A 22,341-nucleotide genomic window follows, 5' to 3' on the forward strand; every position below is an offset into this window, starting at 1 on the left:
CTATAAATTTAATTCAAATTTCCAGTTGTCCCGTCTAGCTTTTATGTGGGTACGAAGCGCTTCGTTAAACTCAAAGTTGTTGTAAATAATGTGATTCCATATGTCCCATAACGCTGCCACCGCTGTATCCAATCGGACAGGCTTCGAATTTTTATCTGGAGCCACAAAGTGCTTAGACCAAATTTCGGACTCTGCATTGATGTTGGCAGGGACTATACGTTGAGTAACAGAATTGATATTCCAACCGACATCACCTTGGGCGTGCCTGAATAGCGTGTTATCTCCATAGAGTCTTACATTATCTTCTGTGTTTATGTTGTTTGTGTTTTCCACAACAATCCCCGCAAATGTTGCAGAGTTAAAAACTTCTCCACCATTCCGATTGCTCCCGATGATTGTTCGCGAGTAATTCCCTTCAGTTTCGAATTTTATAAATTGAGTAGGGTGTCCAGTATAGATACGTCTTATTGCAGCTACGTTTGTGTAAAAGTTAATTTTGCTTTCGTCGAAATTGACATCCATACCACCGTTGAGAGCTTTAGCAATACCGCCAGCAATCTGCTTAGCTGACAAGTTCACAGCCTGTACCTGTGTGATGAAGGCATTCTTAGCAAATAGTTGTTTTAGTTTAGCCTCGTCAGCTGCGAATTTGTTAAAAAATGCTGAATCCATTACCAACTTATCACCCGTGATAGAGTCTGCTTGAAATCTATTGCTAGAAATGTATCCTGCTGTTAGCTTGCCAGCATCTAAGCTACCAATCATAGCGTTCTTGATTACGCCATTATCAATCAAAGTCTGACCTGTGATATGCGTCAGTCGACCATCGATTCTATTAGTACCATTAGCCAGTAAATTGATTTGGTTAAGCACTGTACCAGCACTAGTCAGATTTTTAATCGCGTACGAATTATTAAGCTGACTAACCTGTGTAGCTGTACCGCTAATCTTATCCTTGACCTCGGTTAGAAATAGACTATCAGCCATGACCATACGAGCGACTTTGTCTTTGATACTAGTTTCCGTTGAGCCGATGATACGCTCGTAAAGATTGACCGTCTCACGTACAGTCTGCAAGTCTACTTGGTTAGCCTTCTGAGATTGCAAGGTCGCAAATCGCCCGTCGACCGTGGTCTTATATTCAGCGATTTTTGTGTCTGCGTAGGATTGTTGGTCTTCAGGAGCGGGCGACCAGTCAGTCGCAATCGCTCCGCGTTCAATTTTTGCTCGACGAATAATAGGTTTTACTCCCGTGCCGTAAGTGCCATAAAAGGCTAAGTAACTATTTGCTAAACTCATTGTTCCCTCGGTTGGAGTAAAGGTCACATGGAACCTTTGCCACTCCGTTGTGACAGTCAACGATTTCCATAGACCCGAATATTTAGACCCTGACCCATTTTGCTGGTATACAACGACTTGTCCCGCTTGAGATGCTCTCAAGTCAAAACTTAAGGTATACTCAATCAGCCCATACTTATCAAAAACTGGGGCCAAGTCATAAGGTGTTCGCAGAAACTCTGCGTGACTTTGTTCGCTGTTAAAGATTTCGGTGTATTCATCAGTGCCTGTCAATAGATTGGTACCGCCTACATACAGACTTTCAAACCGCTGTGTCACACCTCTAGCATCTTCCTCATACTTAGCCTTAGCTACATAGCCGTCTGTGACTGCTGTCCGTAAAGCGGTTACCTGACGGGCTGTTTCGTCACGGCTAGCAGTGAAATACTGGCTAGCTCGTGTGCCTTCGCCGTCCTTGTAGGTTTCCAAGCTTTCAATTCGACTCTTGAAACCTTCAGCCGTCTGTTGAGCATAGGCTTTGGCATCAACTGCCTTACCATCTGCAGTTTCAATCCGTCTAGATAGCTCTGTACTATCCTCTTCCGCATTTCGGACATAAGTAGCAAGCTCATGTCTAAAATCCTCCTCAGCAGGCACCCAATCGGTCGCGATATTCCCAATCTCGACCATGACCTTGTAACGGCTGAAAATCTTATCAAGCGTAGCTTGGTTTTTGGGATAAACAACCAGTATCGGCCAGCCTGATATTGTTTTTTTAGCATTGTACAAAGTGCCATTTGATAAAAGCCATAGCGCACCTTGTTTTGCAAATTTATCTTTAAACAAGCCAAAGTAACAGCCAGATACATCGACAGACGTGTCCTTGTCAGTTACTGTAATCGTGATAGGCTGTGTTTCGCTGACAAGACGTATAGCATAAATACCAGACGTGTCATAGTTTGCCAAGTACTGACTAAAGTAGTTCCTTGAGCCGATTTTTATGTTTTCGAACTTCTCTTTAACGCCATTAAGACCAGACTCGAGTTGAGCCGTTCTTTGATTAATGCTAGTAATTTGACCAGTCTGAGCGTTTACTTTTTGACTAATAGTTCCATAGCTATTTTTAACACCAACCAGACCATCTTCAACAACCTTTGTCCGACTGGTAACACTAGCGATGTCTCCAGTCGCCTTAGAAACGGTTTTAGAGAGTTCTGCGACTGTTGACCTCGTTCCATCTGCCAGAGTTTCAACAGTTGATACACGGCTAGTCAATGCCGTCTGCGCTTGGGCTTGTGCCAAAATCTTGCTAGCTTGCAAGTTGAGGTCGTTTCGCAAAGCTGTAGCACTTGCTTGGCTATCTCTAGCCTTTTGGTCAGCGTTAGCGATTGCCGTCTGTAGCTCAGACTTAGCAGTGTTTAAGGCTTGACTGACCGTTGCAACCTGCGCCCTTGCATCTGCGATAGCCTCCGTTTTGACCTGGTTAGCTCTAGCCAATGCACTAGCAGCATCCGACTTGGCTTGGTTGGCAAGCGATTCGATAGACTGGGTTTTGGACAATATATCTGCGACCTGTCTGTCGTGTTCCTGTGCCTGTGCTTGCATGGAGGTGTTGACTTGGGCGATTTCAGTATCAATACTTCTCTTGATATTGTCTGCATGCCTTTCAGCCTCCGCCCTTGACTGCTCGATGCCGTCATTGATTTCGGATTTGACTTTATTAATTTTTTCATCAAATTCCTTATCCTTATATTCCAGTTGCTGCTGTATTTCTGCATCGATTTGGGTAGACATCTGCTCAATTTGCTTGGTCAAAAAACCTTTGTAGCTATACTGAGTATCATTCCCAGCCTTACTGTCTGCGCTAATCTTAGACTTAAGACCGCCCTTGAAACTGAAAGATTGACTCAGGACAGGGACTTTGTAGGTCTCGTTTTTGTTTGTCTTGAGTGTTACCCATTGACCGACATCTAGCTTCAAATGCCCTTGCCAATCAAGCGAAAACGGGTAATACTTGATGTCTTTTAGCTCATAATACAATTCATCCAATAGATTCTGGTTCATGAAGCTATTTTCAAGCTCCAATGAACGTCCAGTTCGTAAGCCTACTGTCAGCGTTTCCTTGTCTTTCTTACAAGTAATACCAGCAATCTGATATTGGATTTCACTCTTGGTCAAACCATGCAAAAAATAATTATCAGCAGTGACAGTGATTCTTGATTCTGTCAGACCACGGACTTCAAGCTTCCCTTGTCGATTAAAAAAAGCAGAAAAGCCAAGTAACTGAATCGCTTGGCTTAACACTTCTCGGAAAGTAATGTCATTTTTATCTGCTTTCGCTTCGATATGTCTCTGGATAGCTTTAAGACCTAGATTGTCCGTCTCTAGCTCTATTCCTGTCTTTACACAAATCTCACGAATAACATCCCGAATCTGCGCAGGATAAGTTAAATCAGAAACATAGGGCTGGTTTAGCTTGAACATCCCATCTATCAGGTCTAATTCTGTGGTATTCCTGTTGCGGTCGATGTTAATATCGTTGACAAAATACTCACCCATTGCAACCCACTCGAAGGAATCGCCAACTTTTAGTCCTATCTCTGGATAAACTTTATCCAATTTGTTAAAGCTAGTAATGATAGATGTAAAGGTCAATTTAGCCGAACCAGCAACTGTTCCGCCAGGTTTGAAAGTATCACCGCTGATATATCCATAATTAAAACTGGCTTCTTTGATGTCGCTAGAAGTATAGGTGCCTGCACGAATAGCAAACACCCTATCTTTAGCTAACATAGCTTGGTTAAATGTTACCGTACCAACCACCCTACCTCTCTATTAAACTAAATTTTAAACCGCTCCAGGGTTTAAATTTTTCAGTAAATGAATACGCAGGCGCTGTCCTATCGCCGACATAAAACGTTTTGGACGTCTGCCCAAGTATAGGGTCTGGGTAAGACACTTCAAAAAATACAGGCTGAACAGCGTTTTGAATCTGTGCCATCTCAGCCTGTGTCAACATCCCCCAATCACATTCTAATTTGCGCTTGGTTGTAATCCTATCCCTGACCATGTCGCCGTTAGCGTTTCGCCCGGTTTCTCCGTCCACATCGTTGACAGAAACTTGAAAAGATTTAGGAGGTACAACTGTAACTCCATTGATAATCAATTGACTCATGTTTTCCTCCTAAATGTTAAGCAAGAGCTGTCCCGCTTCTGCTTGAGCTCTATTAATCTCGTCAATAGTAAAGCGGCCAAACTCTCTACTTCCAATCACAATAACGATATCTCCGCTTGGCAAACCAGATGATTGTGGTAAGCCGCCACCCAAAGCATTGACTACCGCACCACCGACCACACGGCCCATGGTTTGTAAGAAACCTGTATTTTCCAATGGCATAACCACTTCTTTACCAGCTTCACCAATCATGGCGACAGTTGGGCTATCCACGATACCACCACGGGCAAGGCGTGGAAGATTGACATAACCGATGCGCCCAATATTGACACCAGGGATTTTGTTGATTAAGCCGATTGCGCCATTTATCAATCCGATAAATCCGTTGACGACATTTTCAACTGTTGCAATTGCACCGTTCATACCGGACTTAAATGCACCCGAAACTGCATCTCCGACCGCTCTGCCAATATCTGTGAACCAACCCACAATGCTATCGAATATTCCTTTAAAGAAACCAGCTACATTGCTAAAGGCATTTGTAATACCATTCCAAGCCTCGGAAAACTTCTGACCAAACCAGCTACCGACTTTAGAGAAGATGTTTTCGATATCTCTCCAACGGTCGCCAAACCACGGGCCTATACCTTGGAAGATTCGAACAATCGCATCCCAACCAGCCTGCAATATAGCAACTATGGTATCCCAAACGCCTTTCAGGAAAGAAACAATGGCATCCCAAACGAACTTGAAGATGGAGCATAACATGTCCCATAACCCTTCGGCAATCTGAACAATCCCATTCCAAGCCTTCTCCCAATCGCCAGTAAATACACCGACAAGAAATTCGATGATTCCACCTAGGATTTTTAAAACAGCCCCCACAACATCAAAAACCACAGTCCAGGCTTGGACAAACCAGTCAGCTAATGTCTGGAATGTCGGGACAAGGATAGGCAAAATATTCGCAGCTATCCAATCAAATAGCGGTACCAAAATGGTATCCCAAAGTAGCTTTAAGAAGTCCATAATTTGTCCGAACGCGTATAGAAAATTATCGATAAACGGTTGAATATGATTGTCGAATAAATCAGCAAACTTTTTCCCGATATCATCCAACACTGGTTGAACATCATTGTTCCAGCTATCTAGCAAAGTTCCAAAAATAGAACTAAAACCTTCATTGAACGAATCGAAGAATGGCTTTACATGCTCATCGTAAGTTGTGTTCAACCCCTCAAATGTATTCTTGAATAGGTTTTTGATAGATTCGAAAGTAGGTTCAAGGGCAGAAAGCAATCCAGTTAAAGCAGTAGTTATTTTATCTTGGTTATCAACTAGCGCTTGTTCTATACCGCTTAGTATATCGCGACCTAATTTTAAACCAACTTCAACAATCCCCATTGTCCCATAGGTTATCGCTGAAAGAATATCTGCACCGATGTTTGTTGCAGCTGCACTTGTAAATACGTCATAAAACGTTTGACCGAGCATTTGAGCGATATTTCCAATGCTTGCGACTGCATCGCCTGCTATATCGAACTGACGTATCAGCCAACCTTTTATATCCAACTTGGTGTCGTTTAGTGATTTATTTAAACTTTCGGCAATAAAGACTGCAATGCCCATCACGACATTTGCGACAGCTCCCATCCCTTGACCTAGAGCGTAGGATAATTTCTCGCCAAACCTTGCTGCTGCTTGCAAGACAGTTCCGTCTGCAAAGATGTCTTTTAGAGATTGCCAGATACCTGCTAGAGCAGTTTTAAAGCGGTCAAGACTATCAGCTCTAAACGACATGTTAAAACCGTCTTTAAACAGGTCTTTTAATTTTGAGAGGTAATCAAAAAGAGGTTGTAGAGTCTTATCCCATCCGTCAAATATGGACTTAAACTGGTTGTCCATATCAGTCAATTCTATTTCTGGCAAGATGTCGGCTCCGCTTCCTGAGCCTCCGCCTTTACTACCCTTGCCTCCGCCTCCAGAACCACCGCCTGAACCCGCTCCACCTGCTCCGTCATCTTTATTTAGATTGAGGGTCGTGATTTCATCAAAACCAGCCAATCCCATCAGCTCTTTTGCTGCCTTCTTAGCTGATTTAGCAGTATCATCTAGATTGCCTGCGGTGCCTCCAGAAGCATCATCGACACCGTCCATGGCATCGCCTAGACCACCTACTGCATCATTTGCATTTTGTGCACCCTGAGCAAGGTTTCCAACTGCGCTATTCTTCACATTGGCTTTTTTGTTGAACATCAAGCCGATAAACTCAGCGAGTTTAGCAGTGACATTTTTCAAGACCATAGCAAAAGAATTAAGTACAGGCATCATAGCGTTGATAATCGGCAACATAGCATTACCGATGTTTAATGCTGCATCGCTTAACAGCGACTTGAACATGCTAATACGACCGTTTACAGACTGTTGTAAGGTATTTCCGTACTTGGCTGTTGCTTGCTCCAAAATTGCCATCAAGCGGATTTGTTGCTGGGTGTTGTAGTCTAATTGTTGCCAAGATTGCCCATTCGCAAAACGTTTGAATGCGTTGGTTGATTCAATCATAGCAACATTGACATTTATTCCGAGGTCTTCGATAGCTTCGGTATTCCCCAACAAGCCCGAACGAATACGCTCCATAACATCGGTCATGGTCCGTCCGCTACCTTGCGCAATCACAGCGGATGTCTGTAACATCTTACCTGTATAAGCGCTCAATTTGTTAGAATCCTTGATAAAGTTGGAAAACAGGTTGGAATAGACCGCTCCATACTTAGTAGCTTCACCTACGCTCATGTTCATAGCGTTGGCATTGTTATCAATCCATTTTAAAAATGCTTGGGAACTTTCGCCCATCTGTCGTTTGATTTGATTGACCGAAGCACTGACTTCAAGAGCCATCTGGGTAGAATACATGCCCAACTGAACCATTTTTTGCCCTAGATAAGCCAAAGCAGCAATTTTCCCTAAACCAGCCAATGCCGAAGCGATACCGTTCGCCTGCTTAGTAACGCCTGCTCTCAAGCCTTTTGTACTGTTTTCAATCTTGTTTTGAGTCTGTTTCATTTGAGATTCTAACTGCTTCATCTTCTTCTGAAACGGTGCTATCTCACCTTCAACAATAACTCTCAACTCTTCTAACGTAACAGCCATCGTTCCCTCCTTTTCCTTCTTATTCGGAAGTTGTGAACCTTCCTCTCATTCTCTCTGCGTAAGCTCTCATCTGCTCCTGATGGATTTTCAAATCACGCTCAATACGAGCTTGTTCAATCTGAACCCTATCCTCTTCAAATAAAGTAGGATAGAACTCCCAAATGTCCGGCGCTTCACCTTTTTCCTGAAACATCAGAGAAACAAAGCGAGCTATCATCTGCGATTGAATAAAATGATGAGAAGCTATTTCCTTCTGCTTCTGGAATTGTTGCCTGTTGTAACTCTCAACCAACTCTTTCAATTCCAAAAGAGTGTATTCCCAAAAAGAAAACGGGTCTATCCCTGCATCTAATGCCGTAGGATAAAAACCGTTAATCAATTCTGCGACCGAACAAGGACCAGAACCTACTCGACTACTGTCAACGTCGGTTCTTCCTTCTCCTTGTTCCGAGGAATAAAACCCGATACTTCGAACAATGGTACGATGATATCAGTCATCAATTCAGTTTGTCCATAACCTTCGTCAATGTAATCATCGAACAAGTCATAGACATCATCCAATTTGATACCATGATGGAACTTCTGCAAAGCACCTTGAACAACCAACAACATGACCTTCAAAGGTGGTAGATTGAACTGTTCGTCTGGTTTGGGCATGAAAATCTTGAGCAAATTAACGCCCAATTTTTCTTCAACCTCACAGGCTTGGCGAGTGCTAAGACGCAATTTATAGTCTGTTCCCTTGATTGTCCAAACGATATATGGTTTACGTGTTGTCATCTATTCCTCCTTAAAGTACGGTTGGGTCCGTGAATTCCAAATCTGACTGCAGAGCCAATTTCAATGTAAATTCGATAGCAGAGTTGACACCGCCACCGCCCAGCTTGACAGCAATCTGAGCTGAGAAGCGGACAGTAGTACCGTCTGGATACTCTTGCTCAAAGTGACGGATAGCTTTTGAATCAGACAACTTGCGCAAAGTACGATAACTAGAAGTTGTTTTGGAATTCTCGTACTTGAATTTATATTCCAATTCACCAGCATCACCAATACCAAATTCATACTGCTTAATGGTATCCGCAAGGGTCGTATTCTCAACTTTCTCAGGGTCAATACCAAGTTCCGGAACTTCTTTCAAACCCTCGATAACTGTATAGCTAGACCCTTGGGTCTCGCTCATTTTTAATTTAATTCCGTTTGCTAACATGTTTTATCCTTCCATTCTGTATTGGTACACGATTCGGGAGTTTAAGTCTAAAATCCCTTCAAATCGCATGACTTTGTGTCGTAAGTGCGTTGGGTCGGGTGTATCCACGCTGGATGTACGTTTTAGCCCGAGAGATGCAAAAATCGCATCAATCGCTACTGCTAATTCTGACGTGCTATCATTGTGGAAAATATCGACCTTGTAGCGCAAATAGGACATCTGTTCTGTATCATCTGTAATCTCGTAAGGCTTGTTTTCCTCTTCTAAGTAGATGATAACGGGGAAATTCTCCCAATCTTGCGGATAAGTATCTGTCACATTATCCGTAACCTCTTTCAATTTCTTGTAAATGATGGGCTTAATATTTATCATTTGCTGACCTCTTCAACTAACTTCCGTTTGACAAATCTATTGATGTTCTTCGTGACTCGCTCTTCATTATCCTTGAGGGCTGGATAAAGATAAGGTTGGGCGACTTGACCAAACATCTTGTAAAACTCACCGAGCTTTTGAAACCGATAGGGACCAACATCAATCTGGGACTCATGGACATACCAAGGTGTACCGCGATAAGACACGCTGACATTTGGAGAAATACCTGCGTGGTTTGCAGCACCTTTTGGACCAGTACCAAATTCAACAAATCCGCCATGGTCTGATGTACTAACCACTTCAGCTCTCGGATTCCCAGACTTAGACATCCGAACTTTGATACCTGCTCGCAAATCACCATTGTTTGCAGGTGCCCGCAAAATTGCATCTGCCTGGACAACGTTTTTGGCAGAGTTGTGTACAGCTTTTGCCATGATTTCGGTCTGTCGTTGACTAGACAATCGTTTGAGCTTCGAGATTAACCTATCAGCACCTATCAATCGCGACATTGCTCTAACTCCAAGACTTGATGATTTGTATATCGCTTTATGGATATGACTTTATGGGTTACTTTATCGCTATTGATGCAAAAGCCATCACCTTCATCTATAAGAGTCTCACGGTCTACCAAGCAATTCAAAATATAGGTCAACCTCTGACCGTATATCTCAGCTTGTAAACGACCACTAGCAGGCCATATCTCAGCCCGTATCTCAGCAGCAACATCGCTATAAGTAGCTTTCTTGATACCCTCATCACTCGTCACTATGACAGCTTTACGGATCAGATACGGCTTCAGTCGGTTTCGCTTCAAACGCACGACCTGCCACCCTTGCGAGTCTATAGCTTCGGATACCATTCAAAATAGTATCTGACAGCCCGTCTTTATAAGACACAGACACGCCCCCTTCACTTCGCGATGTTTCGCCCTCGCTTCCTTGACGATTGAACAACTCGAGTGCCACTTCCAGTTGCAAACATTCCAGCGCTGGCGTAAGCTGACTTCGATTTGTCTCAGTCAAAATGATATTTTTTGCCCTCAAAAGCAAAGACGAGAGGATTTTATCATCACTCTCGCCTGTCAAAGTTTTTAATTCTTCTAGCATATCCGCCCCCTATTTTGCAGGAGCTTCTGCTCCTTTGGTCTTGATTTCTTCAATGTAATCAGCCAAATTTACATCTTGCAATTTAGCGTTTTTCTTCATCTGCTCATGACGTTCCTTGGTTAGTTCGATGACATCATCAACACGATGAACAAAACCAAGCTCGTCATCAGTAAACTCTTTTAAAACCTTAACGCGCATTTAGGACCTCCTAGACAATCTCTTTCCAGTTGGCTGAATCGCTACCAGGAGCTGTTGAGGATGAAGTTACTTTCTTAGTGGCTTCAAACAGCTTGCCTTCGTTTTGTACACGGGCACCAGCTTCATAAGTTGAACCAGATACCCACTGATCTGCACGGATGTTTAATTTGCCTTGTGCGCTTGGCTTCGCTCCTGGTTTAGAGGTCGCAATAGAAATGATGTATTTCTGGTCAAAATCAAAGACAAATGCACCAGTATACAGCAATTGCTCTACCAATTCACCAAAACGACCTGGGATGTTGTTGTTATATTTCGTTTCATCTACTTGGATAGGCGAAACGACTACCCCGCCGATTGTCGCAACAGCTTGGACGCCTTTGAGATACTTAGATGGCACTTTGTAAACCGTGAATGTATCCAACTGACCGACATAACCTTTGTAAAGCACAGTTTGATTGGTGTCCCCTTGTGGAAGGTTGACAATTTCTGACTTAATCGCTTTATAAAACGCTGGTGTCACAAACAACAAGCGGTTTTCCACTACGTCCAATTCATCCAACTTCTCAGAAACATCCAAGACAGCCTGGTAAGAATTGTTAGCGTTTTTTGTGTTAGCTGGTACAACATTGTCGCTGACATTACCAAGCAGAGCATCGAAACGAAGATGATCTAGGTAAGGTGCAACGACTTCAGCAGCCTGACGAGCGACAACATAATTGACATTGACTTCGCCGTTTGAATCGCGCTCATCTAGACGATCTACAAAACGCCCCCAGTACTTTTCTTGGTCCAGAGTGTATGTGCGTTCTTCTGTTTGCGCATGGTCGAACTCATTGTCAGCATTACGTTTGTAATCTTTGAGTTCTGTTGTGTCAGATTTTGTAACAGTAAATGAACGCCCGTTCATTTCCACTGCGTCATTCGACAACAAGAGTGGCGCAGAGTAAGATTTTTTAGCAACAACTTTCTCGATAATTCCTAAGAATTTTTCACGGGATGTTGCGGTGTTAATATTTTCAAATGGCATATTTTATTTTTCCTTTCTTATTTCAAAAAATCACGTTCCCACTTTTCAACGGTTGGTTGTTCTTGTGGCGCTTTCTTCATCGGTGCACTTCCTTTGGTCTTGTCAGCAACACCTTTTAAGACTGCTGCTTCCCAAGTCTTTTGAATAGCATCAATGGAATCACGTACACTATCAGCGTCAGCAAGATTAACCACGTCTACTAACTCGATTGGTAAGCCACGTTCGCTTAAAATCGTCTTAGCTTCAGCGGTTAGCTCTCGGCGTGTGATTTCCGCTTCACGGTCAGCAAGGTCCTGTTCACGCTTATCAAGCTGGTACTTCTGCTTGTCTTCGGCGTTCATCTTGGCTAATTTCTTAGCTTCTGATTCAGCTTTTTCCTGTTCTGCCTTCCATTTAGCGAATTTCTTGTCAATGATGGCATCGACATCGGCATCGGTGTACTTCTTTTCGTCTTTCGGGTCTGTTGTGACTTGTTCAGGTTCAGCTGCTACCTGTTTGTCATCTTCGACCACTTCGACTGTTTGTGTTTCTTCGTTCATTGCGAACCTCCTATTTTTAAAGTCGTCCCCGACTGTTTTTCCATAGCTTTTACCGTCTTCAATGCTTGGACCAAAAAGAAAACTGGTCAATTTCGACCAGTTTTAAGTATTTTAGAGTAGTTTCAAGCAGTCTTTCCTGCTGTCAAGATGTGGGATTACCTCCTTGTTAACGACTAAACCAAGATTTCTTGGACAGCTTGTCAGCTACTTTCTTTTCAAGATAATCAAATCTCGAATTAGTAGCCTGTGCATTGCGTTCGACGATTGAACGTAGCTCAGAAATTTCATTTGCCTGTTTGGCGTTTTCATCAAGTAGACTTTTAATGATGTTCAATGCAATATCAACAGCTTCTTTAGTTCCCTGAACTTGTTCAATCAGTTCACGTTTTTTCTTAATACGCTTGTTCATAGCGATCTCCTTTCTATTTTTTTGTATCTTTATATAATTTATAGAGTTTGTATAACACAAACGGAAATCCAATGATAAACACAACACTCTCTATAATCAACCTAAAACGAAAATACAAGTCCATACCATTCTCCTGTTTTTGAACACGAAAAAAGCACTCGATTACTTGAGTGCTTATTTAAATAATTGGTCTGCCTTCTGCAAATGCTATTTTTGCTTCAGCTAACGTCATCTTATTTGGACCGCCGTCAATGTTAACAGGTCCAGTATTTTGCCATTTACAGGTGTCACAAATATCATAGTCCATAACATCATGACCGCAAACAGGGCAATGTAGCCATACATAACCATCAACTACCCAAGTCTTTTGCAACTTCTCTGTCATAGTAAGCTCTCCCTTCATCTGGTTTCATCATTGTCGTGATTGTTGCTTTTCCATTATTTCCTAGAACGTAGATATTATTTTTTACATCATACCTAACACGACGAGAATCTGTGTCATACCCAAGAATATTATCTTGTATAGGATTTGATAAAAGCTCTTGTCCTAATTTCAGATAATCTGATTTGGAAATGTTCCCAAATTCATGACTGTGTTTCTCAAAATGACCATTAAAAGACTTCTCAGACGGGAATTTTGCTTTTATCCATCTAGCTCGGTCCTTCAACTGCTCTAATCCTTCTCTGTCATTATACTTCAAATCAATATAGTCTTCAAGCGATTTAGGCGCCTTATCTCCAAGAATTGACTTGTACTTTTCATACTGGTTATTAGCACGTTCAATCTTCCAAATGTCCAAGTTATCCGCCTTGTATTTTGGTTTAACATACTTCTCATACCAGTCTTTATACGTCATATTGGCAGGCACCTGGATGGTCTTGCCTGTCACTGGGTCTCTGGCGCTTCTGGTCGCTTTAGCTAACCATTCATCATCATCTAGCGCTATAGTGACCGTCCTACACCAAGGATGTAAAGGCGGGTAGTTCCTCCCTTTCACTCTTTCGCTGACCAAGTAGACTTCTCCATCATGCTCCCTGCAGACGCTAGATGTCCTCAAGTCCAGTACAGCCACAAGCCTGTAACGCTCAACTTCTGCTTCTTCATACGCCAGAGCTTCCATTTCAGCGTGGAAATGACTGGCCTCTGTCCGCACCAGCCTGCGTGAGTTGTAACTACCTTTTCCGAATTGGGCATTTATGACTTCTGCAGTCTCGTGCGCTGACCGACCTGTTAACAGACTGACTGCTAACTGCTTTTGTAGTTCATTTGCTAAGGCTTGAGTATTGCCCCAAATCCTTTCAGAGTAATTCGCCCCCAGCCATGGCGTTTGCTGGATAGTTCTGATTTCCTCTGGGTCAATCCTGTTAAAAGCAAATGCCACACCAGACTGCTGTTGCAAATCAAAAATAGAATGGTAGTAAGCATCTGGAATGAATTCATCATAGAAGACTCTAGATGCCTCATTTTCGGCTTTATACAGTCGGGTGGGTAAATTATCCACCTCACGTTGTAAAGCCTCGTATCGCTCAATTCTGGAAGCGTAGGGAGCCGAATCGAGTAAGATAAGCAACTGCTGTATCTCTTCACTGTCCGTGGTATTCTGTAAAGCTAATTTTAACTCCCGAATATCGGATAAATCCTTGACACTAGCCAGTACCCTCTTAGCTTCATCTTCCGTCAGTCCGTGGTCTCTGCGGTAACTTTCAAAGATTTGGTCAATCTTGGATGTGATATGCCTACTTGCTAGCTTGTGAATTTCGTCGAGTTGCTTTGCGGTTTGCTCTGTCTGGTTCATCGCCTGAACCATCCTCTGAGCTTTCCGCTTCTCCCAATACTTCTGATTGTCCATCTGTCACACTCTCTTTATAAGGCAAATTCTGGCTAAATGTAGGCTCTTCCTGCGCTGTCTCTTTTTCTTTCTCAAGCGCCTTAATCTCTGCATCTGGGTCTTCCACAAACGGCAAGAGCGAAATAAGCTGACGCAGACTAACCTTGTCTTTGAGATTGCTGATGATTTGGGAAAGCTCCAACAAATTCTTAGGCAAGCCACGGCTAAATTGCGGAATGATTGCCTTAGCGTTTTCGTAAATCTGTGACCAGTTGTAATAACGCGCAAAAATCTGTATGCGCTTGTGCAGGGATTTGGTATAGTATCGCTCTTTGGTCTTGGTAATCATTTCAAGCCCCAAAAGCTTAAATTCCATAGCTACCCCTGATGTATTCCCAGCGAAATTCTCATCTGACAGATTGGGAACATGGCTAAACGTGTAAATATCCTCTTTCAACGACTTGCGCAATACTTCCACAGACGCTTCATCCAAAACATTCTTCAAAAATTCTGCGCTTGCGTCTTTTGGCAATTCCAACAAGCCTTCTTCACGCAATATCTCCATGGCTTCCCTTGCTTCCTCTGGTGTGTCCGCAAGTGTTGCACCAGATAAGACCAAAATAGACTCAATAGCTTGTTCCTTGTCGTTCACACGGTTGCCCATCAGAGAATTATACGCATCTATCAAGCTAATCTGTTGCTCATAATCTCCGACCATATAGCGATTGTTTCGATACTCGATAATTGGCAATCCTTCAAGATTATGTGGAACAGCTTCTTCTGATTCTTTCTTCTGCTCCCGCAAAGACATGCTATATTGCAGGTTCTCGGTCAATACCTGGGCCCGATAATAACTTTCTTCTGTCACGTCGTCCTTTGTTTGGTAATAATAAACTGCAAACAAGGGCTTCTGCTCAATCGAATCATCGTAAACGATAAACGTGTTCTCTGGTTCTAAACTACGTGTTACCAGCTCATTTTCACCTTCTTTGACATAGATGTACTCATAAGCCCTGCCATAGATCGCCATGTTCAAAGCGTTGTCTGAGTCTGTCGAATCAACATCTGCATTATCAAAAGCTTCTAACAGGTCTTCAATATCCACATCGTCGGTCTTAGGATAACGGATAGCATTGCCCATAAAGTAACCTGTGGCGGTATCCGCAATGTCCTTGGCGTGATTGGCGACTGTCTTAAAGTTTGGCAGGTTGCTTCTGCGTGTGTGATTTTCGATTGCGTGCTTACCCAAGTAGTAATCTTTTAGCTTCTTGAGCTTACTACTGGTCTGGTCGTGCTTTAATATCAATTTGTAAATGATATCTTTATCCAAATTCTGCTCATTGTACAACGAGCGACTATAGACTAATGTTTCTTCCATTTTGCTCCTTTCTACAAACCAAATAGTGATTTACGTTTGACTTTAGCTTTGGGTTTAGCCATATGCGAATAGATTGCATAACGAAGTGCATCCAGTACATCATCATTCTTCTTTTCTGGCTCGCCCGTTTTCTCATTCCAGACATACTGATAGACCTCATCCTTGAATTTTTCAACCTTTTCTGAACAAACAAAAAAGCGACCTTGCTTCATCAGCTTAGCCACTTGTTCAATTCCGCTCAGAACAGATTTATCAGCATTCACACATTTTAGATGTTCTCGTTCAAATCGGGCGACATGTTCAGGACGGGCGGAGTCTGCATAGAAATAGATATTTCCGTACTGGGATTTGATATCTTTAGCGATTTCCACCCAGTAATCAATTTCTTGGTACTGCGCCGAGTGTTCTTCCAAGAGATAGACTCTACCATCTGCCGTCTGTCCACAAACAACGATAGACCCATGGTGTTCATATCCCCAGTCAACACCAGCATAATAGATAGTGATGTCGTCTGTTGGAATGTCCTTGCTAGATATGAGCATGTCTTCCTTGAAATCACGATAGACAGCCCCTTCCCCGCTGACCCAACGGCCGTAGATACCACGTTCTGTAAACATACCACTCGGCGTTGTTGCGATAAGGTTCTCAATGTAACGCTGATTTAAGAAGGTATTATCAAATATCGTAAAATGATTAGCGATAATGCTCTTGTCATCTGCTTTGTCGATATAGTCTTTCTTCAACCAGTGGTTGGGATGGTCTGGGTTAGTGTCGCAAATGATACGAGCGCCAAACCCTGAGCAACGCTTGCGGATTTCATCAAAGACTTCCTTGTTGGCCAGTGTCGCTTCGTTGATATAGGCTCCGTACGCCGTCATACCACGGATGGCACGCAAACCAGCTACTGAACCTGTGAAGGTCGTAACCACATACACACCGAAGAGCGTAAAGTTCCCATGCTTGTCAAACTTGAAATCTATTCCGTACTTTTCTGATAGCTCTTGCAAGATGTTAGTCCGCAAAGTACCAGCACTAGTTGCTCCAAGTATATACATAGGATTATCAACACCGCAAGACTTAGCGTTTTTCTTTGCCCTGCGTAATTCCATTAAGAACAAATCATTATCCAACTGGGTCTTACCTGCACGGACAGCCCCATGGTTAATCATCATGTACCAATCTTCACGCAAGGCCCGTTTTAAAATGCTGAGTTGCTTATCGTGGTATAGTCTATCAATTCCCATTTATTCCCTCTTCCAACTTGTCAAATAGCTTTTCTAGGGCTAGTTCTGTTCGATTGACGTTCTCGCTGTCAGACAGCATTTTAACCAAGCTATCTGCTGATTTTTGTCTTTCTTTGATTCTCGGAGGGACTTCTTCAATACTGGCAGTGCCATCAACCGAGGTCACGACTTCGAAATCAGTTTCTTCCCCTCGCAATACTCTTGTGTGGAATTGCTTTATTTCGACCAAGGATGCAATGGATAGTTCTGTACTACGTTTTTCAAAGTTTTCCTTTAATATTTTAACAACTTCTTGGACGTGAAAAAAGTTAGCTTTTGTTAATAGCTCTGACGCTTTAACATTTGCTGACTTATCCGAATATCCTGCCTGCCGTGCCGCTTCCGTAGCGTTCTTAAAACCACTTGAAACATACGCTAGTATAAACTGCTTCTGCTTTTCTCTTGCTGATGGCCAATCTGACATCAGCTTGATTGCATCGCTAGTTAGCTCGTCAATAATTTGTTGATGTCTATCAATGACCATCACCTCCAATCAAAAAAGCCACACGATTGTGTGGGAAAAATATAGGAGAAAGACCCCTAGCGGAATCAAACCACCCAGCTTATAACTTACCTAGGATATAAGTAGCTGTGCAATCATGCAGGGCCTAGTCGCATCCGCAACCATTTCAAAGTTAATGAGTGATATATGAGTTCTCGTCCAACGACTTACCCCATTCTGGGACACAAACACTCAAAGGAGAGTGTGGGATTCGAACCCACGGACCGCACGTAGGCGGCCACCCGTCTAGCAAACGAGCGCATTCGACCAACTCTGCCAACTCTCCATAACAGGCAAGGCTTACTACCTTACCCTTATTTCTTGATACTACCATTCTAGCAGATTAAAACTGCCATGCACTGACAATTACTGCCAAAAACTGCCATTTACTGCCAAACTTGCTCCAATTCTTTCCTGGCAATCCTTAGCAATCTGTAGTATGTCCTATCACTAATTCTCATTTCGTCCATCACATCATACATAGACATCTTGTCAACGTAAACCAGGCTTAGAATTGTTTTGCTGGTGTCATCATTTAAATTGTCTATTATATTTTGTAGTTCCCGTTGTTTCTTAATGGCTTCAGCGGTTTTCTTTTCTATGTCATCAGCGGTTGCCATCAATTCAACATAGACATCATCCTGCTTCTTTTTTGCTCCACCCGAAACTTTATCCGCTGTCCACTTTGGACTAGATAGTAAGGAGGCTTCGATTTTTTCACGACGTCTAATCAAGCTAGCAATGTACAAATCTAAATTTCTCAAATCCTTTAATATAGCCTTAGCCTTGTTCACTCTCTGTCTCCTTTTTGTGGTATAATGTATGTGAGTTATTTACCACAGCCAGGGCAGAGAGTGCCTTGGCTTTTTTATTTTTCCCACGGCTGTCGCTGATGGCTATAATACGGGTACACCAGTCGAATTTTCCCTCTCGGAGCTAGCACCCTAGGCTCATAAGGCTTGACTTGCTCGTACAGCTCGTCTATTTTATCCAACATGCGTTGTCGCGGTGGTCGTCCGCCTAGCCAGTTGTAGACAGATGGAGTCGTCACACCCATCTCGGACGCAAATTGGTCCCTCGTCCATCCTGTCTTTTGTAGGATGTATTTGATTTTATCTGCTGTGGTCATAGGTCCTCCTCAACTCCAACTACCCTTTTAAGATAGTCATCAATATATACCCATTGACCTATTTTGACACAAAACTCAGAATAGTTAACAACGCTATGGAGTTTTGATGGGAGCACCCCGAAAGCGTACTCTTGAGCCACTATATTTTGAAAGGATGCTCGTTCAAATGGCCGTATAGCTGATACGACTTTTACTTTAAGAATCATTCCAACTCCTCCAACGCTACCCACCGAAATTGTGGGTATTTTTCGGCTTCTTCTTGGGTGCATTTCCAAGCCACTTTTACCACTTCCTCTAAAATGTCCGTTTCATTGACAGTAAATTTAATTTCGCCATCTTCCTCTACGTCCATTATGTAATTATAGTCAAAATACATCAGCTCTGGCACATCGACCAGTAGCACGCCTAGTTTTTCAGTCATTGATTCCCTCCTTGCAATCTCCGTAAATCATATATACAGCTATTTCCATCTGTGCCATACCATAAGCGTGACCAACCCAGTCCTTAAATTCTTGAGACATTGGCAACCAATCTTTAGCGGCTCCCAGATCATATTCTTCCGGTTTTTGGTTAGCAAAGATGCATTTCATCGCTCCCATAAATGTCATTCCGTGTTCAGCCATATCCCAAAAGTAATCTACTCTATTCTTAACAACTGATGGCAAGTCATGTGCTGGCGGAAACGGTTTGCCATTTTGGACTGTCCAGCCATAGACTCCTCTATACATATTTTTTAATTTTTCCATATCCTACCACTCCACCAAATCAGGATTTTCATAAATATTTCCTAAGACCTCAAAATCAACCATGATAGCCTCGGGGTATCCACCACCTAAAGCCAAATTAAATCCTTGAAAAATTCTCTTATCTCCAAAATTTTCTTCAATCTCCTGCGTGCCAAACGAAACAGCAACCTTTCTCCATCCGTTTTCTAGCACCACATCTCCCTCAAAAATCTCCTTGCCGTTGACATCAAACAGCCCTGTGGATTGCATGAGGACTGCACCATTGCACGTTTTGCCGTTTTCGAAGTCACGCCAATCAAGATAGAATTCTCCATCATAAACTACTGGCTTGTCATACATTTCTGAACCAAACCAAGCTCTACATCTCGGTATCATTTTCTACCTCCTTCATCATCTGTATAGCATTGGACAAAGCTCTGACATACTCGCCGCACTTATTTATTGCATTTGCATTGAATATCAGTTTTTGGCTTTCTACCACCATCGTCTCAACGAATTGTCCTTTTAATTCCGTCAGTAATTCAATATCTTTTTCCATCACTCCACCTCTTCCCTAAACTGCCACGCCCACTCAAAATCCTTTTTGATTTCGGCTTCGGTGAGTTGATTCATCTTGTATGTTTTCCAGTATTCATTGGTGCACTCTTTCAGATGTAGCGCATCCTCTCTAAGTCTTTGTAAAATTATTCTTGAGTATTTTACATTCGGATTCGGTATTTCAACCGTATACAACTGCTCCGACTCGACCTCATAGCCATCGAGCCAGGCACGAGCTATCATATCAACCTTTTCAGGAATCAAGTCGTCATTCTCATCATATGCCCAATCACCGACCTTCTCATCATCATCCAGGTTAGAAAGAACTTTTTGCAAATGCCAGCCAGAGCGTTTACACTCCTCTATCCACTCCGCCACAAACTGCGGCACCACAACCTTTTGTGGTTCGTGGATTTGGGAGATTATTTCTTTTGCTTTTTCGAATACCACAACATCTTCTGCTCTGTCAAAATCTGTCGTTCTCACAACGTTCCACTCTAATTGCTCAATCGCTTCCTGTTTGTTCATCTTTTTTTCCCTCTACAAAAATAGTGTGACAATCCAAAGTAGGACGAATGTAATAATAGGGGTTCCGATTACTTTTGCCAATAATTCGACAAAATCATAATCATTTTCCTTTCGTCCACCGCTAACAATAATATAGCTGACCAGTATATCAAGACCTATCGCTTGTGCTAGTGTTATACTTGGGACTCCGTCTAAAGTTGTTAAGATGTTATTCCATCCATATCGTATTACCAATCCCGATAAGATAAAGCTTAACGGGAATACAAACAATACTGCCAGTAATTGTTCTCTTGTGCTCATTTTATTTATCTGTTTCCTCCATATCGCCTAAATAGCGTTCTTTCGTTCAAATTCGAGTGTCGCTTGCCTCAACTCAACACCCAACCGTTTAATTTTTGCTTTGTTCACTCTGCCATTGTACAATTCCAACGGCAGACCTTCGTTTCGATACTGCTTACAAAGATATTCGATGTATTCAAGATGATTCATCTTACCTCTCCAACCTCCTCGCTATCGCCTCAATCACATTAACCGTGACTGAGTTACCAGCTTGCTTGTATAGTTGACTATTACTGTTTACTGCCTGGGCTCTATCAAACGCCCAATCTGGAAAACCTTGCAACCTCCAACACTCGCGAGGTGTCAGTTTGCGGATGCGGATACCATCTAATATGCCGAATGTCCCTGCTTTGGTATTCCCCTGATGGCCACTGGCAGTGAGTGTGCCAACCTCGTCTTTGGTTTTTCGGTTGTAAAAATCATACACAACAACACCCTGCTCCTCGCCTGTCAAGAGAGTATTCGCCATCTGCTTCCCAACACGTCCCCGTCGTGTGGCAGAATTGGGATGTGACAGACTGATAGAATCACCAACCGTTGCCTCAGAATAACCTTTGGTAGTTGCCTCTTTGATGGCTAACAAGTTATTTTCCTGCCAGCTATTGCTAGTTAATGTAGGTGCTGTATCGTGTTCTCCACCTTGATTGTATCCGTGGCCTCGTTGGATGATTTTCGGCTGTTGACCCTCAATAATGTACGACCCGCTCCCTTGTGCTTCTCCGTACCTGGCGGTAATGGTATTTGTTGATTGTCCTTGTAGGCTACCATTTTCCTTGTCGCCTCTTTCGAAAGGAAATATCGTTCGTCCACCTGCTCCTCTAAGATGTCCGATAATAAACACCCGCTCTCGGTTTTGGGGGACTCCAAAATTCTTGCTGTTGAACACTTGCCATTCCGCATCATACCCCAGTTCATCCAACGCTCCGAGGATGGTCTCGAATGTATTTCCGTTGTCGTGGTTGAGGAGTCCTGTGACGTTTTCAAGGAATAGATATTTAGGTCTGAGAATAGATGCGAACCTAGCAATCTCAAAGAACAAAGTCCCTCTAGTATCTTCAAATCCTGCTCGCTTTCCAGCAATGCTGAAAGCCTGGCACGGAAATCCTCCACAGATAACGTCCACACGTCCGATTCCTCTAACAGACTCATCTGTGACTCTTGTAATGTCATGAAAATCAAATTCTCCTTCCGTATCATGTATCGCCTTATAGCTCTTTCTGGCAAATTGGTCTATTTCGCAAAAACCGATACATTCGTAACCGGCACGTTCCATACCAAGACGGAAACCACCAATGCCAGCAAATAGGTCAAGAAATCTCATTCTTTCCGTCCTTTCAACCACTCAGGCATCCCCTGCCCGATTTCAATCTCGTGAAACTGTTCACTGGTTACGAGGAACTTCCCGTACGGGCTAACTTCGACATAGTAATGACCGTCAACCACATCTTTAGCTGTGACTTTGCCGAACATCTCTGTGCCGGTATTGTCTACTTGGTAGATGATGATGGGGTCTTTAGTTTTTAATTCATCCACTTCATGACTTAGATCTCTGATTTTCAGCATAGCTGCAAGTAATATGATGAGCCATAAAGTACCAAAAAACAGTAAT

General features: G+C 42.8%; 30 protein-coding genes and 1 tRNA gene. All 31 read right to left on the minus strand.

Translation table 11 applies throughout. The features are described from left to right. The 31 genes from K6969_RS07195 to K6969_RS07345 all read right to left on the minus strand — a co-directional run bounded on the left by K6969_RS07195 (nucleotide 1) and on the right by K6969_RS07345 (nucleotide 22,295). Nucleotides 1-4,071 carry a hypothetical protein gene (locus tag K6969_RS07195; protein ID WP_321537349.1) on the minus strand — a complete coding sequence of 1,357 codons (4,071 nt, stop codon included), beginning with the start codon at nucleotides 4,069-4,071 and terminating at the stop codon, nucleotides 1-3. Between the two features lie 31 nt (nucleotides 4,072-4,102). Then, nucleotides 4,103-4,453 carry a DUF6711 family protein gene (locus K6969_RS07200; RefSeq protein WP_024377641.1) on the minus strand — a complete coding sequence of 117 codons (351 nt, stop codon included), beginning with the start codon at nucleotides 4,451-4,453 and terminating at the stop codon, nucleotides 4,103-4,105. A gap of 9 nt (nucleotides 4,454-4,462) precedes the next feature. Beyond that, a complete protein-coding gene (locus K6969_RS07205) occupies nucleotides 4,463-7,603 on the minus strand; it encodes a hypothetical protein (protein ID WP_321537350.1) in 3,141 nt (1,046 codons plus the stop codon). A 19-nt stretch (nucleotides 7,604-7,622) separates the two neighbouring features. Further along, complete coding sequence (locus K6969_RS07210) at nucleotides 7,623-7,910, minus strand: hypothetical protein (protein WP_238142242.1); 288 nt, start codon at nucleotides 7,908-7,910, stop codon at nucleotides 7,623-7,625. 98 nt (nucleotides 7,911-8,008) lie between these two features. Further along, entirely contained in the window at nucleotides 8,009-8,383 is a 375-nt protein-coding gene (locus K6969_RS07215) for a DUF6096 family protein (protein WP_171943079.1), read from the minus strand. A 10-nt stretch (nucleotides 8,384-8,393) separates the two neighbouring features. Then, the gene (locus K6969_RS07220) at nucleotides 8,394-8,810 is read right to left on the minus strand and encodes a phage tail tube protein (RefSeq protein WP_171943078.1); all 417 of its coding nucleotides are present in this window, start codon (nucleotides 8,808-8,810) and stop codon (nucleotides 8,394-8,396) included. Between the two features lie 3 nt (nucleotides 8,811-8,813). After that, nucleotides 8,814-9,182, minus strand: coding sequence for a hypothetical protein (locus K6969_RS07225; protein WP_125070214.1), 369 nt, complete (start codon nucleotides 9,180-9,182; stop codon nucleotides 8,814-8,816). Continuing rightward, nucleotides 9,179-9,691 (minus strand): HK97-gp10 family putative phage morphogenesis protein, encoded by a 513-nt coding sequence (locus K6969_RS07230; RefSeq protein ID WP_171943077.1) that lies wholly within the window; start codon nucleotides 9,689-9,691, stop codon nucleotides 9,179-9,181. Before K6969_RS07230 ends, K6969_RS07225 begins: the two co-directional genes overlap by 4 nt. Further along, entirely contained in the window at nucleotides 9,679-9,948 is a 270-nt protein-coding gene (locus K6969_RS07235) for a hypothetical protein (RefSeq protein ID WP_321537351.1), read from the minus strand. The genes K6969_RS07230 and K6969_RS07235 overlap by 13 nt, the downstream gene beginning before the upstream one ends. 10 nt (nucleotides 9,949-9,958) lie before the next feature. Continuing rightward, nucleotides 9,959-10,288, minus strand: coding sequence for a phage head-tail connector protein (locus tag K6969_RS07240; RefSeq protein WP_171943075.1), 330 nt, complete (start codon nucleotides 10,286-10,288; stop codon nucleotides 9,959-9,961). 9 nt (nucleotides 10,289-10,297) lie between these two features. Continuing rightward, on the minus strand, nucleotides 10,298-10,486 hold the full coding sequence (locus K6969_RS07245) for a hypothetical protein (RefSeq protein WP_074392451.1): 189 nt from the start codon (nucleotides 10,484-10,486) through the stop codon (nucleotides 10,298-10,300). Nucleotides 10,487-10,496: 10 nt separating this feature from the next. After that, the gene (locus K6969_RS07250; protein ID WP_171943074.1) at nucleotides 10,497-11,513 is read right to left on the minus strand and encodes a sugar-binding protein; all 1,017 of its coding nucleotides are present in this window, start codon (nucleotides 11,511-11,513) and stop codon (nucleotides 10,497-10,499) included. 17 nt (nucleotides 11,514-11,530) lie between these two features. Next, nucleotides 11,531-12,052 carry a DUF4355 domain-containing protein gene (locus K6969_RS07255; protein WP_024377651.1) on the minus strand — a complete coding sequence of 174 codons (522 nt, stop codon included), beginning with the start codon at nucleotides 12,050-12,052 and terminating at the stop codon, nucleotides 11,531-11,533. A 166-nt stretch (nucleotides 12,053-12,218) separates the two neighbouring features. Further along, entirely contained in the window at nucleotides 12,219-12,461 is a 243-nt protein-coding gene (locus K6969_RS07260) for a hypothetical protein (RefSeq protein ID WP_024377652.1), read from the minus strand. A 178-nt stretch (nucleotides 12,462-12,639) separates the two neighbouring features. Continuing rightward, entirely contained in the window at nucleotides 12,640-12,846 is a 207-nt protein-coding gene (locus K6969_RS07265) for a CPCC family cysteine-rich protein (protein WP_024377653.1), read from the minus strand. Then, entirely contained in the window at nucleotides 12,812-14,311 is a 1,500-nt protein-coding gene (locus tag K6969_RS07270) for a minor capsid protein (protein ID WP_253911835.1), read from the minus strand. Before K6969_RS07270 ends, K6969_RS07265 begins: the two co-directional genes overlap by 35 nt. Then, nucleotides 14,199-15,668 carry a phage portal protein gene (locus tag K6969_RS07275; protein WP_171943073.1) on the minus strand — a complete coding sequence of 490 codons (1,470 nt, stop codon included), beginning with the start codon at nucleotides 15,666-15,668 and terminating at the stop codon, nucleotides 14,199-14,201. Before K6969_RS07275 ends, K6969_RS07270 begins: the two co-directional genes overlap by 113 nt. 11 nt (nucleotides 15,669-15,679) lie before the next feature. Beyond that, nucleotides 15,680-16,912, minus strand: coding sequence for a PBSX family phage terminase large subunit (locus K6969_RS07280; protein ID WP_171943072.1), 1,233 nt, complete (start codon nucleotides 16,910-16,912; stop codon nucleotides 15,680-15,682). Continuing rightward, on the minus strand, nucleotides 16,902-17,435 hold the full coding sequence (locus tag K6969_RS07285; protein ID WP_029172944.1) for a terminase small subunit: 534 nt from the start codon (nucleotides 17,433-17,435) through the stop codon (nucleotides 16,902-16,904). Before K6969_RS07285 ends, K6969_RS07280 begins: the two co-directional genes overlap by 11 nt. Before the next feature lie 214 nt (nucleotides 17,436-17,649). Then, nucleotides 17,650-17,739, minus strand: a tRNA-Ser gene (locus K6969_RS07290). Nucleotides 17,740-17,839: 100 nt separating this feature from the next. Further along, on the minus strand, nucleotides 17,840-18,247 hold the full coding sequence (locus tag K6969_RS07295) for a DUF1492 domain-containing protein (protein WP_171943247.1): 408 nt from the start codon (nucleotides 18,245-18,247) through the stop codon (nucleotides 17,840-17,842). 74 nt (nucleotides 18,248-18,321) lie between these two features. After that, nucleotides 18,322-18,582: a helix-turn-helix domain-containing protein gene (locus K6969_RS07300; RefSeq protein ID WP_171943248.1), complete on the minus strand. Its 261-nt coding sequence runs from the start codon at nucleotides 18,580-18,582 to the stop codon at nucleotides 18,322-18,324. Nucleotides 18,583-18,784: 202 nt separating this feature from the next. Then, nucleotides 18,785-19,003 carry a hypothetical protein gene (locus tag K6969_RS07305; protein WP_171943249.1) on the minus strand — a complete coding sequence of 73 codons (219 nt, stop codon included), beginning with the start codon at nucleotides 19,001-19,003 and terminating at the stop codon, nucleotides 18,785-18,787. Then, complete coding sequence (locus K6969_RS07310; protein WP_171943250.1) at nucleotides 18,996-19,328, minus strand: hypothetical protein; 333 nt, start codon at nucleotides 19,326-19,328, stop codon at nucleotides 18,996-18,998. Before K6969_RS07310 ends, K6969_RS07305 begins: the two co-directional genes overlap by 8 nt. A 3-nt stretch (nucleotides 19,329-19,331) precedes the next feature. Continuing rightward, complete coding sequence (locus tag K6969_RS07315; RefSeq protein ID WP_321537352.1) at nucleotides 19,332-19,703, minus strand: YopX family protein; 372 nt, start codon at nucleotides 19,701-19,703, stop codon at nucleotides 19,332-19,334. After that, nucleotides 19,687-19,866: a hypothetical protein gene (locus K6969_RS07320; protein ID WP_171943252.1), complete on the minus strand. Its 180-nt coding sequence runs from the start codon at nucleotides 19,864-19,866 to the stop codon at nucleotides 19,687-19,689. The genes K6969_RS07315 and K6969_RS07320 overlap by 17 nt, the downstream gene beginning before the upstream one ends. Further along, nucleotides 19,866-20,393: a DUF1642 domain-containing protein gene (locus K6969_RS07325; RefSeq protein WP_172102411.1), complete on the minus strand. Its 528-nt coding sequence runs from the start codon at nucleotides 20,391-20,393 to the stop codon at nucleotides 19,866-19,868. Before K6969_RS07325 ends, K6969_RS07320 begins: the two co-directional genes overlap by 1 nt. Nucleotides 20,394-20,405: 12 nt before the next feature. Then, nucleotides 20,406-20,693: a hypothetical protein gene (locus K6969_RS07330; RefSeq protein WP_171943261.1), complete on the minus strand. Its 288-nt coding sequence runs from the start codon at nucleotides 20,691-20,693 to the stop codon at nucleotides 20,406-20,408. A gap of 27 nt (nucleotides 20,694-20,720) precedes the next feature. Beyond that, a complete protein-coding gene (locus K6969_RS07335) occupies nucleotides 20,721-20,882 on the minus strand; it encodes a hypothetical protein (RefSeq protein WP_153309547.1) in 162 nt (53 codons plus the stop codon). 1 nt (nucleotide 20,883) lies between these two features. After that, entirely contained in the window at nucleotides 20,884-22,053 is a 1,170-nt protein-coding gene (locus K6969_RS07340; RefSeq protein WP_321537353.1) for a DNA cytosine methyltransferase, read from the minus strand. Then, on the minus strand, nucleotides 22,050-22,295 hold the full coding sequence (locus K6969_RS07345) for a DUF1372 family protein (RefSeq protein ID WP_171943293.1): 246 nt from the start codon (nucleotides 22,293-22,295) through the stop codon (nucleotides 22,050-22,052). The genes K6969_RS07340 and K6969_RS07345 overlap by 4 nt, the downstream gene beginning before the upstream one ends. Nucleotides 22,296-22,341 lie beyond the last annotated feature (46 nt).

Source organism: Streptococcus suis (genome assembly GCF_019856455.1).
GTDB lineage: Bacteria > Bacillota > Bacilli > Lactobacillales > Streptococcaceae > Streptococcus > Streptococcus suis_AE.